The following is a 15,002-nucleotide window of genomic DNA, read 5'->3' on the forward strand; positions in this document are numbered from 1 at the left end:
AACACCCTCCCGGGTCGCCATCACGGGCCCCAGCAAGCTGAAGCGGACACCAGCGGCTTGAGTGGACATGGTTGCCCTTCTTCGGTTCATCGGTTCGTCAGGTCGGCCACGGACAGTCGTCAGTGCCGGCGGAGGACGCGGGTATCGGGCAACGACGCCGTCATGGCGGCGACGGCGGCCGCGAGCCCGACCTACCGCGGGCACGGCCGGCGACACCAGGAACGACGACCGACCCACCCACTGCGCCGGCTCCGCGTCCGTACCGGTGGGAGAGCGCGTTGAGCAGGTCGGAATCGGTCATGTGCACCAGCATCGCGGCGGCTTCGGCCCCACACCTCCGCCGTCAGCAGGAACCGCGACTCCATCGCTGGGTGCAGACGGCACTAGGCCACGGGGTGGATAAGGGGCGGTGGGACCGGCTACGGGTCGAGGGCCGCGGCGCCGGGCATCAGCGCAGGCACCGGGTAGACGTGACCCGTCCATTCCCCCTGGGGCGTCGGGCTACACCTGTCCGAGGGGGCCTCGCCCCGAGTCCTGCCGGGCGCGCGGGTCGTTCTCGCGGTAGAGGACGAGGTGCTCGTGGTAGAGGATGCCGTCGCGGACGTCGCCGGTGGCGGTGAAGCCAGTGTCGTCGACGTAGTCGAGGTGGTTGCCGGTGACGGTGTAGCGGCCGGTGTAGGCGCTTTGGCGGTTGCCCCGGGCCTCGTCGTAGCGGCCGTTCGGGAGGAGTTCCTGGCGGATGTGGCCGTCCGCGGTCACCCACATACCGACGTACGGGTGTGGCTCGCGGGGGATGTCGTTGCCGTTCATGGCTTCATCGTCGGTCCTACGGCGGGACCCAGCCAGGTTGCCGTTTTCCTGGGTGGAGGACTCCTGGGTGCAGCGCACCCGTCCTCGTGACCAGCGGGCGTCGCCCGGTTCGGAGCCCTTCCGGGTCTCTCAGTCAGTCGGTATCCCGGACGGGCGGACCAGTCCGCTTTCGTAGGCGAAGATGGTCACCTGCACGCGGTCCCGCAGGGCCAGTTTGCCGAGCACCGCGCTGACATGCACCTTCACCGTGCCCACGGCCAGTCCCAGACGCTCACTGATCTCCGCGTTGCTCAAGCCCGTGGCCACCAGAATCAGGATCTCGCGCTCGCGGTGGGTGAGGCACTCCAGCGCCCCGGCGACCTCCGCCTGAACCGGTATCCCTTGGGAGAAGGCCGCTATCAAGCGTCGTGTGACCGCGGGGGCGAGGACGCCGTCTCCGGAGGCGACGACCCGTATCGCGGACAGCAGATCGTCCGGACCGGCATCCTTGAGCAGGAAACCGGAGGCTCCCGCGCGCAACGCGTCGTACACATAGGCATCGAGGTCGAACGTGCTGAGCACCAGGACCTTGGCTCGGCTGCCGTGCCGCGTGATCAGCCGAGTGGCCGTCAGCCCGTCCATACCGGGCATCCGAATGTCCATCAGCACCAGATCGGGGGCGAGTTCGGCCGCCATCGTCACGGCCGCTTCCCCGTCCGCGGCCTCGCCGACCACGGTCATGTCGTCTTCGGCGTTCAGAATCGCCACGAAGCCCGTACGAACGATCGCCTGATCGTCCACAACCAGCACACGTATGCTGATGGCAGCTCTCCTTGCCTCACTCGGGCAGGGCCCGTCGCCCGCACCACATCTTCCCACGGGGGGACAGCGGCGCAACGTGTTCCCCCCTGCCTCACCCAGCGGACACGATCGCCGTCGCGGCGGAACGACATGTGCGATCGGGCGGACCGGGAGGCCGGCCGTGCCGACGGGGCCGACGGGGCCGACGGGGCCGACGGGGCCGACGGGGCCGACGGGGCCGATAACGAAATGCGCATGGGTTGTTTCTTCCGCGCCTCGCCGGTTCCGCCTCCGACGGGACGTCCGGCCCGTGGACCGGGACGGACCGGCCGCCTCGACCCGATGTCCTGAAAAGTGATGCCGAAGCAGTCGCTTGAGCAATCTTCTACTTGTCGGCTCCGGCGCCGAATCGCCCTTCCTCGCTCCTGCCCCAATCCCGTCGCCGCCCCGGGGCAGCTACGGCGCGTTCGCAAGAGGGAACCACGAATCGATCACCGAGGGAGCGGACACGGAGGACAGCGGTTTGCGGCGTCCGGCAGTGTGCCCTCGGCACCGGTTCATCAACGGGTCGCAAAACAGGCATAGTTGCTCCTATCGCCCCCGGCCGTTACGGCTCCACGCTGAGAACCGCGTGTGGTCCGATGGGTCCCGCAGCCCCGGAAACGGGGCGGACAGACAGCAAGCAAGAGGAAAGGACCCATCGTGGCAACCACGCGCTCCGCACACACCGTCTGGAACGGCGACCTGCTCGACGGCAACGGCGTCGTCACCTTCGACTCGTCCGGCATCGGCGAGCAGCCGGTGTCGTGGCCCTCGCGCGCCGAGCAGGCGAACGGCAAGACCAGCCCCGAAGAGCTGATCGCCGCCGCCCACTCCAGCTGCTTCTCCATGGCGCTGTCGCACGGCCTGGCCGGCGCCGGCACCCCGCCCACCAAGCTCACCACCTCCGCCGACGTCACCTTCCAGCCCGGCGAGGGCATCACCGGCATCCACCTCACCGTCGAGGGCACCGTCCCCGGCCTCGACAACGACGCGTTCGTCGCCGCCGCCGAGGACGCCAAGAAGAACTGCCCCGTCAGCCAGGCCCTGACCGGCACGACCATCACCCTGTCGGCCAAGCTCGTCTGACGCACACCCCCTTCGGGATGCCGCGGCGACGCGCGGCATCCCCTGCCCTGAGGACCACGGGAAGCGCCGCAGTACGTCAGTCAGCCGCCGCACGACACGCAGCCCCGGCCCCGTGAGTACACCGGCCTCGGGAATGCGCCAGCAGCATGGTGAGCCGACCCCGTGGGCACGGCGAACGCCGCTCACGCCGCAGACCGCTCGCCCCCGGCGCGGAGACCGCCGCCACGCCTCTCCCCCGCGGCCGCCGACACCCTTCGGGTCCTCCTCACCCGCCCTCCGGCCGGGCCGGACCGGCACATCACCACCCAGGAGAACGAACCATGTCCTTGCCTCCCCTGCACATACCGCCGGACGGCGGGTCCCCGGTGTTTCTCGTCGGAGACACCTACACCACCCTGCTCTCCGCCAAGGAGACCGACGGAGAGCTCTCCCTGACCGAAGCCATCGTGCCGACCGACGCCGGACCGCCGCCACACACCCACCACGGCGAGTCCGAGACGTTCATCCTCCTCGACGGCACCCTCCGCGTGACCGCCGGGGACGAGGAGTTCGACGTCGAGCCCGGAGGGGTCGTCTACGTCCCCAAGGGCGTACGCCACTCCTTCCGCAACACCAGCCCGGGCCACCCCGCCCGCATGTACTTCCTCTACGTTCCCGGCGGCATGGACGGCATGTTCCAGGAGATCGGCCGCCCCGGCGTCCGAGGCCAGGTCGCCCCACCTCTCGACCCGGCCGACGTGGTCGCCATGGCGAACGTCGCCGACAAGTACGGCTACACCCTCGGCTGACCGGCCCGTCGACCGCCGTACCCCTTCACCCGCACACGGCGGCGCGCGGGCCCCGTCCGGATGACTCCGTCGCCGCCCTCCACACGCCGGCTGCCGGGCCGGCCGCTTCGCCCGCCCGGCCGAGCGCCGGTGCTGTCCCGGCCCCGCTCCGTCAGCGGGCCGGTCCCACCGGTCCGGTGCAGCGCTGCGGCCAATGCGGGCCCGGTCCACCGGCGAACGCGTCCTTCAACGCCTTCTCCAGCCGGTCCAGCGCCGAGCGGTCCAGGCCACTGAGCGCCTCGGAGCTGTCCGTCCAGGTGGCCGCGCTGCCGGGCAGTTCGCGCAGCAGGATCACCGGTGAGCCGTGCACTTCACGCGTCCCCAGCACCCGGAAGCCAGTGCCCGGGGCGAAGACGATCTCCTCCTGCGTCGGCGACGCACCGCTGCCGAGGGCGTCCAACAGGTGCCGTACCTTGCGGCCGGTCACCGACCAGATCGCGTAGCGCGTCGCCGGGCCGTCGGGGCGGACCGGGGGCAACGCCAGCGCGCTGACCGGTCCCGGCTGCACGAGCAGCGCCCCGGCCTCCGGCGCGTCCGGGGCTCCTTCCAGGGCGTCCGCGCCGCGTACGGCCACGCCCCGGTAGGAGGGCAGCCGGCGCAGGGCCGAGGCCAGGCACGCGGCGTACGGCAGCAATCCGCTCTCACCGGCGCGCATCTCGCGGGCGAGTGCGCCGTGGTGCAGTGCCGCGCCCTCCTGCGCGGTGAGGTAGGCGTGGACGGCGATCAGGTCCTCCCGCGCCGCCTCCAGTCCCTGGCTGCGCAGTGCGGGCATCCGGGTCAGCCACCGGACCACGGCCGCGCTGTGATGCTCCCATTCCCCGGAGGTCAGAGCGCGGAAGGCGGCCCGCTCCGAGGCACTGCTGACATGGCCGGGGGCCAGCGGAACGGAGACGGCGGGTACGGCGGGTGCTGACGTCCCCGGGGCCGCGCGGACAGGCGCGGGTGCGGGTGCGGGTGGATGAGCGGGCGGGGGCGCGGGCGGGGGCGCGGGCGCGGGTTCCGGTCCGGGTTCCGGCTCGGGGCCGGGTACCGGCTCGGGAGCGGTTCCCGGAGCCGGTGCGCGGCGGGACGACGACGTGGGGGCGACGGGCATCGCAGGTCCGGGAGCCTGCGGTGGCTGCGGCGCCGGCCGGGGCTCCGCGGTCACGGCGGGGTCCGAGGAGGACGCTGCGGCGGGGTCCGAAGAGACGGCCGTGGCGGGGTCCGAGGAGGAGGCCGGGGTCCGCGGCATGCCGGTGCCGGCACTCGAAACGGGTTCCTCCACCCCGTCCTGCGACGGCTCAGGCTCCTTCGCCCTCGTGGACGCGGACTCGGCGTGGGCAGGCGCGGAGGAGACGGGGGCGGCTGTCACCGGCTGCTCCTCGGCCTCCTGCCGTCCGGCCCCGTCCCGCGCGGGCTGAGCCGGCGGCTGCGCGGGCCGAGCGGGCTGCGGGGGCCGTGCGGGCTGTGCGGACTGTGCGGGCTGTGCCGGAGTCCGTGCGGAGGCCGGCGTATCGGTCCCGGTCAGCGCGCGGGGCCGTGAAACCGCCTGCGCGTCGCCCCGCGTCAGCGCGAGGGCCGGTACGGGACCGGCGGGGCGGGGCCCGGGCAGTGCCCTACGCGTTACGTAGCGGATGCCTGCCACCTTGTGCCGGGCCGCCACCTCGCGCAGCGCCCTTTCCCCCAGGTCCAGGCGTCCGCAGACCACCAGCGTCGTCCTGGCGCGCAACTGCGGGCCCAGCTCGGTGAGCAGGCGGGACAGGGCCGGCAGCAGCGAGTCGTCCAGAGGCTCCCCGCAAGCGCCGAGTTCGACGACGAAGGCCTCGTGGTCCACGGGATGTGCCACCGCGGACGGGCTGGGGGCATCGGAAAGGACCACCGCCACCCCGGCCCGGGTGGGTGCCACCTTCCAGCGGTCGGTCAACCGTACGGTGCCCTCGGCCGTGAGGGAGGTGCCCGGCAGCGGGGAGTGGCTGTGCAGCGGCCGGGGCACGGGCGGCCGGCCGTCGGCACCGGCCGGCGCGCACATCACGGCCGTCACCAGTGGCTGCCACGTCAGCTCCCCGCCGGTACCGATCAGGGTGGGGCGGACCGCGCCCCCGGCTCGCGCGTCGCCGGTGCTCAACGGGATGCCGGTGAGGACCTCCACCTCGCCGCCGAGCATGTCGGCGACCGACTGGCCCAGGCGCAGCAGATCGCGGCGGCCGCCGGGAGCCAGGAGCACCCGGGAACGCAGGGGGGCCGGCAGGGCAGCCAGTACGGCGGCGACCTCCTCGGCGGCGACGTCCTCGGCGTAGGGACCACCGACCAGTACCACGGGCCGCTGGGGGTGGACGGGCACCGCGAAAGGCAGGTCACCCGCATCAGGCCGGGGGGCCTGCGCCGGACGCACGGCCATGCCCGCCGGGATCGGGTGCACCACACAGCCGCCCGAGGTCCGCGCGGGCAGCCGCGTGAACGCCTCCTGCCAGGCGGGCACCGGCGCACGCAGCCCCAACGGCCGGGGTGCCGCCCCGGGGGCGAAGCGCCACCAGCCCCCCGCCGCCGGGGGTGAGTGGCTGTCCTTCACGAACAGCACTCCGCCGGGGGTGATGAGTACGGCCCCGTCCGGGGCGAGAACCTCCATCTCCCAGGCGTCGGCGATGCGTCGGGCCATGCTCGGCGACTCGGGGCGGTCGTGTCCGGCACCGGAGAGCGCCAGGCGCACCCGGGTGGTGCCCTGCTCCCGCAGCCGGTCCAGCAGGGCGGCCAGCCGCCCCCAGTGCTCGGCGGCGCCGGCCCCGTCCTGAGCGGGCACGCCGACCATCACCGTGGTGGTGCTCTCCTCGCCCTCCCTGGTGCTGCCGGTGCGGATCGCGTGGGCGACCTCAGCCATTTCCGCCAGGGAGGGGAAGCCGTCGTCCACGGAACGCAGGAGCAGAACACCGTCGACGTCCTCCACCGGGGGCGCCGCGGAGGCCCGTGACGGGCCTCCGTCCGCCGGGCCGGGCCTGCCGCCCCGGCGCGAGAAGACCGAGGCCCAGCGGCTCACGCGTCGCGCTCCGGCGGAGCGTCACCGTTGAGGGCGGCCTGCGCCTGCGCGGCACCGTCCAGGGTCCCGCTCCCGCCGGCGGTGGCACCGGCGGAAGCGCTTGGAGCGGCGGGGGTGTCGGAGCTGGTGGTGATCACCGGAACCGGTGCCGGGGGGACGGCGGACACCGGCCGGTCCGGCCCGTCGGCGTCCTCGGTGACTACGGGGCTGTCGAGGGCCTCGCGCACCGCGTCGGGCTCCAGCGTCATGGAGACCGGGCCGGAGGGGTTGAGGTACAGCAGGTGGCCGGCGGGCACCTGGTCCAGCAGTTCCCCGTCGACCCGCGTGAGTTCGAAGCCGAACCGGCCGGAGGTGTGCAGGTACACCGGCGAGGTGTACAGCGGGACGGCCGCGGTGCCCTCCGGAGTGGTGATCGACACCAGTCCGCCGCCGGGGGCCGTGAGGACCGCCACCTCGTAGTCGGCCAGCGCCTCGGGCACCGCCTCGCCGGGACCGTAGCCGGTGGCGGCCAACTGGACGGCCTGGTCCACGTCGTCCTCGGGCTCGGGCCAGCCCAGGGCGCGCGGGGAGGGCCGGTAGTCGGGGTTGTCCTCCCACTCGACGACCTCGCCCTCGGGGCTGGAGCGCCAGCGGCCGACCGTCGCCCACGGCGGCGGCGGCTCGTTCTCTCCCGTCCACGTCGGGTCGACCATGCCCAGCCAGTGGTCGGGCGCGAGTCGGGCGGCCTCGCGGATCTCGTCGGGGATGGGCGGGGCGCCGTCGATGGCATCGGCGGGCCGGGAATCGGGGGCTTCCGGGGCAAACTCGCCGACCCCGTCCGCCGCCGCGTCGGGCTCTGCCTCAGCAGAGGTGCGGTCGCCGGGGGTGTTCTCGCTCATCGTCGTCCTCAGCTCAGTGGTGGATCACTCGGCAGCCCGCTGTCGCCCGCGCGGTGCCCCGCGGCGTGGGAGAAGTGGTAGACGGCGGGTGACCGGGAGGGGGCCGGGTACGCGCCCGCGCAGCGGCGGACGCCGTGTGCCGGCCTCCTGCGGTCGGGCTGGCGCCTCATGGCGTACACGTCGGAGCCTGTCGGTCGGTTCACTCCTGCCCGCGTGCGCACCGACCGCGTCCGACTGCCGCGCCCCGTCGCACGGCTGTCCGACTGTCCGGCTGTCCGTGTTCCGTGCTGTGCGTGCTGTGCGTGCTGTGCGTGCTGTGCGTGCTGTGCGTGCTGTGCGTGCTGTGCGTGCTGTGCGTGCTGTGCACCGATGTCATACTGCGGCCGACCCTTGCATCGCCATGTTGTGCGCGTCGAGGAGCGCCCGCCCGGTCAGTGACTGTCGTCGACCGTGACCGGTGGGTGCGTGTGGATGTCGGTGGCGGGGGAGCCGGTGCCGTTCGCGGCCGTGACGGTGGCCGCCGGATCGTCGGCGACCTGTCCCGGGTCGGCGGGGGCCCATGTCGTGGTCGGATCGCTCCCGGAGCTGGGCGCGGCCAGGAACACCACCTGGCGGCCGTTCGGAGCCGCTTCGAGCAGCAGGGCACCGTAGGTGAACCAGACGCGGGTGCGGGTGTGGTCGGCGATCATCTGTGCGAGGGCCTCGTTGCGGCCGTCCTCCTCCCCGACCAGGACCACCACGGGCACGTCCGGTCGGCGTTCGGGGTCGTGCAGCACCAGTTCGGCGAACTCCTCGTCCGACACCGGTCGTCCGTCCGCCAGCACCACTCCCTCGTCGTTCCGTTGCGCCATCACCGCGTAGGCGGCCCTGTTCTCGTATAGCTACCGCCAGGTGGCGTGTAGCGCTGAGTAACTACTTGGGTCTGCGGTCGCGCTGCTGGAGGGCGGCGAAGTCGGCGTGCGCCGCCTCGACGGCCTCCGGGTACGCCTGGGTCTTCTCGTGCTCAGCCAGCGCCCGGTAGATGCTGGAGAGGCTGGGGCTCTGTCCCTTACGGCGGCCGGTGGGGATGATCAGGTCGGGCTGGACGTCCTCGACGGTCTCGCCGTTCGCGCGGCGGCGGAGCACGGTGTGCAGCATGTCGTCGGTGATGACCGGGGGTCGGCCGCCGTGGTTGCCCTTGCGGGCCGCCGTGTCGAGTCCTTCGAGGGTGGCCTCGCGGATGTTCTCGCGCTCGGTCTCCGCCATCGCCGCGAAGAACCCGAACAGCAGGCGTCCCGGACCGCTGGGGTCGTACATCCCCGGGAGGGGTCCGGCAAGCATTTCCAGGATTAGGCCGTGGGCGGTGAGGTGGTCGGCGAGCGCGGTCAGCTCCGCGGCATCGCGCCCGAGACGCTTCATCTCGTACACCGTGAAGATCACCCGGCAGTGCGGGGCGTGGGCCTTGATCTCTCGGGCGGCGGTTAGGGCTGCCTCGAACTGCGGGCGGACCCGGACTCGGGTGCTGATCTTCTCCGAGAAGATCTTGTCCCTGGGAATGCGCTTGGCGACGAGCGCGTCGAGCTGTGTCTGGAGTTCCTGGGTGAGGGTCGAACAGCGGGCGTATCCGATGCGGATGTCCGCGCTCGGGGTGTCCGGGTCGACGGGCGCGGGCGCCGGGATGCCGGGCCGCCATGGCTGGCCGGGACCGCGATCGGCGGGTGTCGGCACACGCAGGAGTTTCGCGAGCCGGGGCACCTTCGTGAAGCGGCCCGTGTGGTACGTCCCGGCAACCGCACCGGAGCGCGAGCGACAGGGTGAACCTGGCTGAGCGTTACAGCGTGGGCAGGGGTGGCGCTCGACGTCGTCCGCTTCGGACGTGAGTGTGATCTGAGGGCCCGTCATGACCCCGGATGCTGTCACAAACATTTCCCACAACATGCCTAGTTCCACTTTTGAGTGAGAGCGAGTTGTGACAGTGAATCCGCGACCCGGACCGCTTCCGCCGACTGTTCTTGATCTTGCTCCGAGAAAGGGTCATTTGTGAGAGTGGGCAGGCTGCGATCCCGGGGGGCAGCCTGCCCCCCACTCATCGATCCCTTCAGACACTGAAGCGTTCGACGAGCATCTTCATGGTGTCGAAGGCAGGCTTGGGAGAGTAGTCATCGGCGGTGAGCCCGAATTGATGGAACAGTCCCGTTTGGGCGCTGTCGGCGTCTCGCAGCGCAAAATGGGTGTAACCGCTCAGGTGGAGTTGCTTCGATTGGGCGGCGATCACATTCACCACGGTCTCGACGACGTCAGCCTGCCGCTGCGGGTGGCGTTCGGGTCCGGTAGGCCAACCGTGCTCGGTGATGTGCAGCGGTAGGTGTCCCAAGCCGGAGGGTGCCAGTACCGAGTCGCGGTGATGACGTAGCAGTCCCTCGACAGCGTGCGTGAGGTCGGATGCGTCAACGGGTTGGAAGACGTCGGGAAAGAAGTCCAGGCCCACGTAGTCCAGATCGGTGATGAAGTCTCCTCCCCCGAGGTTGGTCAGATCAGCGAGGAAGGAGGTTGCTGGCCCGAAGAGGGGAGTGGTGTTGAATCCGACCCGTAGGTCTGTGTGTCCGAGTTCACGTGCTCGCGCTTTGACGACGGAAACCCCACGGACGATCGCCTCGTGCACCGCCGGGTAGTAGCCGTCCAGCGTCGGGTTCGACGTGACGTTGGGCTCTTCCGTCACTTGCAGCGTGCTCGTGACCGCGCCGTACTGCTCGACCAGCTCGCGCAGGAAGTCGCAGTAGCCGTCGACATCTCCGGCTGTGGACTGGTACTGCGCCACCAGGTCCAAGCGGCGCCCCCGGATGGCGTATTGGGCTGCGGCGGCCGGCGCCGCGGTCGCGTGTGGCTCGCCGAGGCGGGTGGCGTCGTCGAAGCCTATGTAGGCGCGTACCAGGAACGGGCGGCCTGGGCGGCCCTGGAGGCGGTCGAGTGCACTCGACACGAGGGCCGGGTCATCGGGCAGGCCGCTGGCCAGACCCCCGGTGTCATCACCGGCGACTCCGCCCGGGTAGATCCCGAAGAGCATGCCGTCATGCGTTGTCAGTGTCACGCGTTCGATTCCTTTCGGTTCGGCGTTACAGGAGGTGTGGAGGTTGTCGCCGAATCGGCCGGCCACGTCAGTGAGCCGGTGCGGAGGTCATCGATGACCGAGTCGATCCACGCCATTTCGGCGCGAGCGAGGCACAACGCGTATTCAGCTTCGATGACGTGCATGCGGGGCACGCCGGCCGCCAAGGCCTCCGCGAGGCGTTCTTCATCGGCGGCCGTGCGTTGCCGGAGGCGTTGGGCACGCTCAACCAGGGCCTCCACCGCGCCGCTCGTCCCGAGGGCACCGAGATAGGTGACTGCGCCCAGGAACTGCGAGAACTCGCGCTCTGGGTTGCGGATCTGGGAATCCAGCCGTCGTACGAGTTCGTTGCGGCCCTCTTCCGTGAGGGCGTAGACGGTCCTCTCCGGACGGTTTCCCAAGCGCTGCTGGCCTTGTGACGCAAGCCATCCCGCTTCGGTCAGGGCGGCAACGGTGTTGTAGAGCGTGCCTCGCGTGATCGCGGCCGCGTGGTTGTCGCTGCGTTTTCGCAGTTCGGCAAGCATCTGGTGCGGATGCGAGGGCTGTTCGAGCAGGAGACCGAGCACTGCCAGAACGATTGGGTTGTCGAGAGCGCGACGTGGCATAGTCGAACTCTATCAGTCTAAATAAACTATTGGACGCCTCGTGGGAACTGGAGTCGGGTCGGACGGCTCGGCGGCCTGCGGGTCGGTGTCACGCGGGGGCCGAGGCTGCTTCCTCTTGCGGACTGCGCGGGCTGGGCACGGCCGACACTGCGACCAGGTCCAGGTCCAGGCGGCGGTTCATGTCCAGCTCAAACCGGCCGTACGGATTCACGTGGGTCCAGAACAACGGCGACAGCGCCCGGCGGTCCGCGTCGGTGAGCTTGTCCGCCCACTCGGGTCGGCCAGGACTTCCTGCATCAGCAGCGTGTTGACGTGCACCAGCGCCGACTGGAGCAGGTGTAGCGCGAGCATGCTGACTTCCTGCGACTCCTTGTCCGTACCGGCCAGGTCACCGTCCTTTCCGTAGAAGAGGTCTTTGTTCGCGGAGTTCCAGTTCTCGACCACCTGCAACCCCTCGTGGATCTCCTGGCGCATCTCGACGTCGGCCAGGTAGTCACAGACGAACGAGGTCCGCACCGCCCGGCCCAGCTCTTCGATCGCCCGGTACGTCGGGTGCTTCGGCCCTCCACGGGTGAACCGGCGCAGGACCTGCTCGGCCTCGGCGGTGCCCAGTCGCAGGGCGGTTTGTACTTCACGATCTGGTCGTACTGCTGAGCGATCAGGTTCCAGTCGATCGTCTTGGTGGAGAGCACCGGGCCCAGGTTCGGCCATTGGTCGTCCTCCCCGGCCGCGGGCCGGTACAGCTTCGCCGAGCCGATGTTCTTCAGCCTCGGCATCAGCTTGAAGTCGAGCATGTGCGCGAAGGCGAACCCAACGATGGAGGCGCCGTGCGTGTCGGTGTAGTGCCGGTCCACGACCATGTCGGTGCAGTGCCGCAGCACGCCCTCGATCATCGAGGCGACCTCGGAGGCCGAGCAGGACTTGAGCTGGGAGTAGATGCACACCGACTTCCGCTCGACGTGCCAGTAGATCATCACGCCGGGGCCCCGGTAGCGCTGGTGCCACTCGGTCATCAGGTTGCTGGACCATGCGCCGAATTTGCGGCTTTCGGAGGCGCACGCGGTGCCCGTGCCCCACCACATCTCATCGCGGACGGCGAAGGTGGCGTTCACCAACTTGCGCAAGGCCGCGCGCATGTTGGCGCGGTTGACGAAGAGGTGCCGCACCCGCCGCAGCGTCGCCTCCGACTCGCCGTGCTTGCCCGTCACCGCGACCCGCTTGATCCCCATGTTCGTGCCCAGCCCGAACAGGACCAGCAGCAGCCGGCGCCGCAGTACCTCCTTCGACAGCATCTCTCTGGTGGCGACCGAGGTGAACTCGGCGATGAAGTCCGTGTCGAACTCGGCGTATTTCAGGATATCCAGCAGGTCGATGGTGCCCCAGCGCCGCTCGATCTCGCCCTTGATGGCCACCAGGCTCTCGGGCTCCTCCTGCTTGCCGCGTGGGAAGACCCTGATCCACGGCTCGCCGTGCTTTTTGACGATCGCCACCCCGCCGGTTGTGCCCTCCGCCAGCGCCTGCTCGAAGCGGTCCAGCGAGGTGCGGAGCTTGCCTTGCAGGGCGGCGATGAACTCCCCGGCGTCCTGCGGCTGGCCCAGCGCGGCGTAGTGCACGTCCCGGTTGTCCTCGAAGTCCGCCGGCAGGTCGTCCTCCGGGTTACGCCACCGGTTCGCCCCCACCACCCAGATCTCCCGGCGCCGCACCGCGTCCCGCAAAGCGACCAGCACGCACAGCTCGTACGGGATGCGCTCGACACGGCCCTTGTCGTCCACCACCGCCGCCCGCCAGTGCTCGGGCACCACCCCCGCGAGCGGCACGCTCTCCGCCGGATCGAAGAACGCGCCCTCCTTCAGCGGTTGGTCCAGGTAGCGCTGGAGCAGATCGATCGCGTCCATCACCGGCCGGTAGGCAGTGTTGTTGCACTTCAGCTCCAGCGCGCCCAGCAGCGGCGAGAGCATCCGGCGCCAGTGCGCCGAGTACGACGACCGCAGCACCGTGCGGACCCGCGCCTTGTAGCGGGCCTCGTTCGCCGCGGCCTCCGCCGCCAGCGCCTTCAGCGTCTTCTCCCCGCCGACCACCGGATAGATCACCCACCGCACGGTGCCGGACGGCTCGGACAGCGCCGCCTCCGCGACCCGCAGCAGCATCCCCTCCTTGCCCCGGACCTTCTTCAGCTCGGCGTTCAGCTCCTTGTCGACCTTCCGCTCCGCCCGGGTGTTGATCTTCAGCACGAGCTGGATGAACAGGTCCACCAGCGAGTCGGTGATCTCCGTCTGCCGCACATGACACAGCGCGGCCAACAGCGTCAGGCGTCGCGGCGGCTTCATCCGCTCCAGGTTCGCCGGGTACTCCTTCGACGCCCGCGCACGCCACGCGTCCACCAGCTTCTCCGACACGTCCGCGAACAAATCCGCGGGCAGCTCCAGCCGCCGCACCCGCTGAAGCTTGTTCACCTCCGCAAGCAGGCTCTCCAGGCCCGGCGCCCCCGGGTCGGCCTTCAGCTCGGCGAAGTGCGAACGCCCGCCGGCCGACACCACATCCTGGCCGTCCGCTCCCTCGCCCGTCTCGTCCTGGCTGTCGGCGACCAGGTCCTCCAGGCGCGACCGAGTCGCGTGTGAGATCCGCTCCATCCTGCTGCGGCAGAACTGGGCCTCGAAGTCCTTGACCGCCTTGCCCACCAGCCGCCCGACCCGGCCTGGGGCCGGCGGCTCGATGTGGCCGTTACGGCAGCGGGCCACCACCGCTGCCGCCAGCCGATCTCGCGACAGCTCCACCGGACACAGCTCAGCGGCCAGCCACTCGGCCAGCCGCTCCTGGTCCTCCTCGGTGTTCGCCCGAAACCCATACGCCTCCCGGATCTCCTTGCGGTGCCGCTTGATCCGGTCGCCCTGCCAGTCGTAGACGTCCCACGCCTCGGCGGGGACCTTCACCTGCTGGGCCACGTACTCCACCGCCGCCGCGGGCATCTCTTTGGCGGACTCCGGGAACCGGGCCTCCACCTCGAAGAACTTGAGCAACAGCGCGAATCCCAACCGGGTCGCCCCGGACTTGTTCCGCACCTTCTTCATGTCGTCTTCGAGCAGCGTCCAGACCTCGATCAGGTCTTCCGGCTCCCAGTCCTGCCGCATGCGCCCCATCCTTCGCCGTCACTCGTTCAGCTCAACGAGGCGGCCCAGGCGGGGAAACGAGGGCTACGAAAGTTACTCAGTGCTACACGCCACCTGGCGGTAGCTATGCGAGAACAGGGCCTAGGCGGCGCGTCCCCAGGGCGCGGGGTGGATGCCCCGGGGCGTCCAGGGACGTCATGGCCTCCGTCCTGGGCACCACCACCACCCGCGCACCAAGCTTGAGCAGCCGCGCCGCATCGTCGGGGTCCTGCAGCAGCCGGGCGATCTGGACACGGGCCCGCTCACCGGCGGAGACAGGCTGCTCGACCCCGTCGGGTATCTGCGTCATGAGGTGCGCCGCGACCGAGGCGAACTCGGCCGGGGCGAGCCCGTCACGCAAGGCTTCCACCAGCGTGGCATCACTGGCCGGCCGCTCCCGGTCCCAGGCGGCAGCAACGCCAGCGTCGTGGCACGGTCGGCGGTGGACAGGCCGGGCAGCCGTGTGGCGAGCGCCCGGACCGGGTCCGCGGTCACCTCCGGAGGGTCCCGCAGTGCGTTGGCCAGCGACATCATCTCGTCGTACAGCGCGTACAGCTCGTCGTTGGTGGCACCGACGCCTCGCCAGGTCCGTACGTGGTGGGCGAAAGCCTCGCTGTTCAGGGCGACAGAGTCGATCAGTTCACTGAGCCGTACGGCGAGAGAGGGCACGGCGCCTACGGGCCGCGCGGCACGGTAGGCGTTCTCGCGGACGAGGAACGGAGCCATCGTAGGG

12 protein-coding genes and 2 pseudogenes are annotated in these 15,002 nt (G+C 70.7%); 2 read left to right on the forward strand and 12 right to left on the reverse strand.

Annotated elements, in window-relative coordinates; translation table 11 throughout:
- Nucleotides 1–501 precede the first annotated feature (501 nt).
- Nucleotides 502–810 (reverse strand): Atu4866 domain-containing protein, encoded by a 309-nt coding sequence (locus tag ACP4J0_RS35310; RefSeq protein ID WP_426603053.1) that lies wholly within the window; start codon nt 808–810, stop codon nt 502–504.
- Between the two features lie 129 nt (nt 811–939).
- Complete coding sequence (locus ACP4J0_RS35315) at nt 940–1,611, reverse strand: response regulator (RefSeq protein WP_426603077.1); 672 nt, start codon at nt 1,609–1,611, stop codon at nt 940–942.
- Nucleotides 1,612–2,292: 681 nt separating this feature from the next.
- Here ACP4J0_RS35315 and ACP4J0_RS35320 point away from each other — a divergent pair.
- Nucleotides 2,293–2,718 (forward strand): OsmC family protein, encoded by a 426-nt coding sequence (locus ACP4J0_RS35320; RefSeq protein ID WP_426603055.1) that lies wholly within the window; start codon nt 2,293–2,295, stop codon nt 2,716–2,718.
- Between the two features lie 320 nt (nt 2,719–3,038).
- Nucleotides 3,039–3,506: a cupin domain-containing protein gene (locus ACP4J0_RS35325; RefSeq protein WP_426603057.1), complete on the forward strand. Its 468-nt coding sequence runs from the start codon at nt 3,039–3,041 to the stop codon at nt 3,504–3,506.
- A 151-nt stretch (nt 3,507–3,657) separates the two neighbouring features.
- Here the strand turns inward: ACP4J0_RS35325 and ACP4J0_RS35330 are convergent, their stop codons facing one another.
- The 10 genes and pseudogenes from ACP4J0_RS35330 to ACP4J0_RS35375 form a co-directional block, all read right to left on the reverse strand.
- Nucleotides 3,658–6,555 (reverse strand): hypothetical protein, encoded by a 2,898-nt coding sequence (locus tag ACP4J0_RS35330; RefSeq protein WP_426603059.1) that lies wholly within the window; start codon nt 6,553–6,555, stop codon nt 3,658–3,660.
- A complete protein-coding gene (locus ACP4J0_RS35335) occupies nt 6,552–7,433 on the reverse strand; it encodes a type VII secretion system-associated protein (protein ID WP_426603061.1) in 882 nt (293 codons plus the stop codon). Before ACP4J0_RS35335 ends, ACP4J0_RS35330 begins: the two co-directional genes overlap by 4 nt.
- A gap of 431 nt (nt 7,434–7,864) precedes the next feature.
- A complete protein-coding gene (locus ACP4J0_RS35340; protein WP_426603063.1) occupies nt 7,865–8,284 on the reverse strand; it encodes a hypothetical protein in 420 nt (139 codons plus the stop codon).
- A 61-nt stretch (nt 8,285–8,345) separates the two neighbouring features.
- Nucleotides 8,346–9,140 carry a recombinase family protein gene (locus ACP4J0_RS35345; RefSeq protein WP_426603079.1) on the reverse strand — a complete coding sequence of 265 codons (795 nt, stop codon included), beginning with the start codon at nt 9,138–9,140 and terminating at the stop codon, nt 8,346–8,348.
- A pseudogene (locus tag ACP4J0_RS35350) lies at nt 9,141–9,350 on the reverse strand (zinc finger domain-containing protein); the annotation flags it as partial.
- A gap of 160 nt (nt 9,351–9,510) precedes the next feature.
- Nucleotides 9,511–10,476 (reverse strand): hypothetical protein, encoded by a 966-nt coding sequence (locus ACP4J0_RS35355; protein WP_426603081.1) that lies wholly within the window; start codon nt 10,474–10,476, stop codon nt 9,511–9,513.
- Between the two features lie 20 nt (nt 10,477–10,496).
- Nucleotides 10,497–11,123, reverse strand: coding sequence for a PadR family transcriptional regulator (locus ACP4J0_RS35360; protein WP_405683784.1), 627 nt, complete (start codon nt 11,121–11,123; stop codon nt 10,497–10,499).
- 207 nt (nt 11,124–11,330) lie between these two features.
- Nucleotides 11,331–14,260 (reverse strand): annotated as a pseudogene (locus tag ACP4J0_RS35365) (Tn3 family transposase).
- 94 nt (nt 14,261–14,354) lie between these two features.
- Nucleotides 14,355–14,579 (reverse strand): hypothetical protein, encoded by a 225-nt coding sequence (locus ACP4J0_RS35370; RefSeq protein ID WP_426603065.1) that lies wholly within the window; start codon nt 14,577–14,579, stop codon nt 14,355–14,357.
- Nucleotides 14,576–14,995 carry a hypothetical protein gene (locus ACP4J0_RS35375; protein ID WP_426603067.1) on the reverse strand — a complete coding sequence of 140 codons (420 nt, stop codon included), beginning with the start codon at nt 14,993–14,995 and terminating at the stop codon, nt 14,576–14,578. Before ACP4J0_RS35375 ends, ACP4J0_RS35370 begins: the two co-directional genes overlap by 4 nt.
- Nucleotides 14,996–15,002 lie beyond the last annotated feature (7 nt).

The organism is Streptomyces sp. WG7, assembly GCF_049975785.1.
Classification (GTDB): domain Bacteria; phylum Actinomycetota; class Actinomycetes; order Streptomycetales; family Streptomycetaceae; genus Streptomyces.

Coding starts and splice junctions, on each gene's coding strand:
- ACP4J0_RS35310 (WP_426603053.1), bottom strand. CDS start 810: ATGAACGGCAACGACATCCCCCGCGAGCCACACCCGTACGTCGGTATG.
- ACP4J0_RS35325 (WP_426603057.1), top strand. CDS start 3,039: ATGTCCTTGCCTCCCCTGCACATACCGCCGGACGGCGGGTCCCCGGTG.
- ACP4J0_RS35335 (WP_426603061.1), bottom strand. CDS start 7,433: ATGAGCGAGAACACCCCCGGCGACCGCACCTCTGCTGAGGCAGAGCCC.
- ACP4J0_RS35340 (WP_426603063.1), bottom strand. CDS start 8,284: ATGGCGCAACGGAACGACGAGGGAGTGGTGCTGGCGGACGGACGACCG.
- ACP4J0_RS35355 (WP_426603081.1), bottom strand. CDS start 10,476: ATGCTCTTCGGGATCTACCCGGGCGGAGTCGCCGGTGATGACACCGGG.
- ACP4J0_RS35360 (WP_405683784.1), bottom strand. CDS start 11,123: ATGCCACGTCGCGCTCTCGACAACCCAATCGTTCTGGCAGTGCTCGGT.
- ACP4J0_RS35370 (WP_426603065.1), bottom strand. CDS start 14,579: ATGACGCAGATACCCGACGGGGTCGAGCAGCCTGTCTCCGCCGGTGAG.
- ACP4J0_RS35375 (WP_426603067.1), bottom strand. CDS start 14,995: ATGGCTCCGTTCCTCGTCCGCGAGAACGCCTACCGTGCCGCGCGGCCC.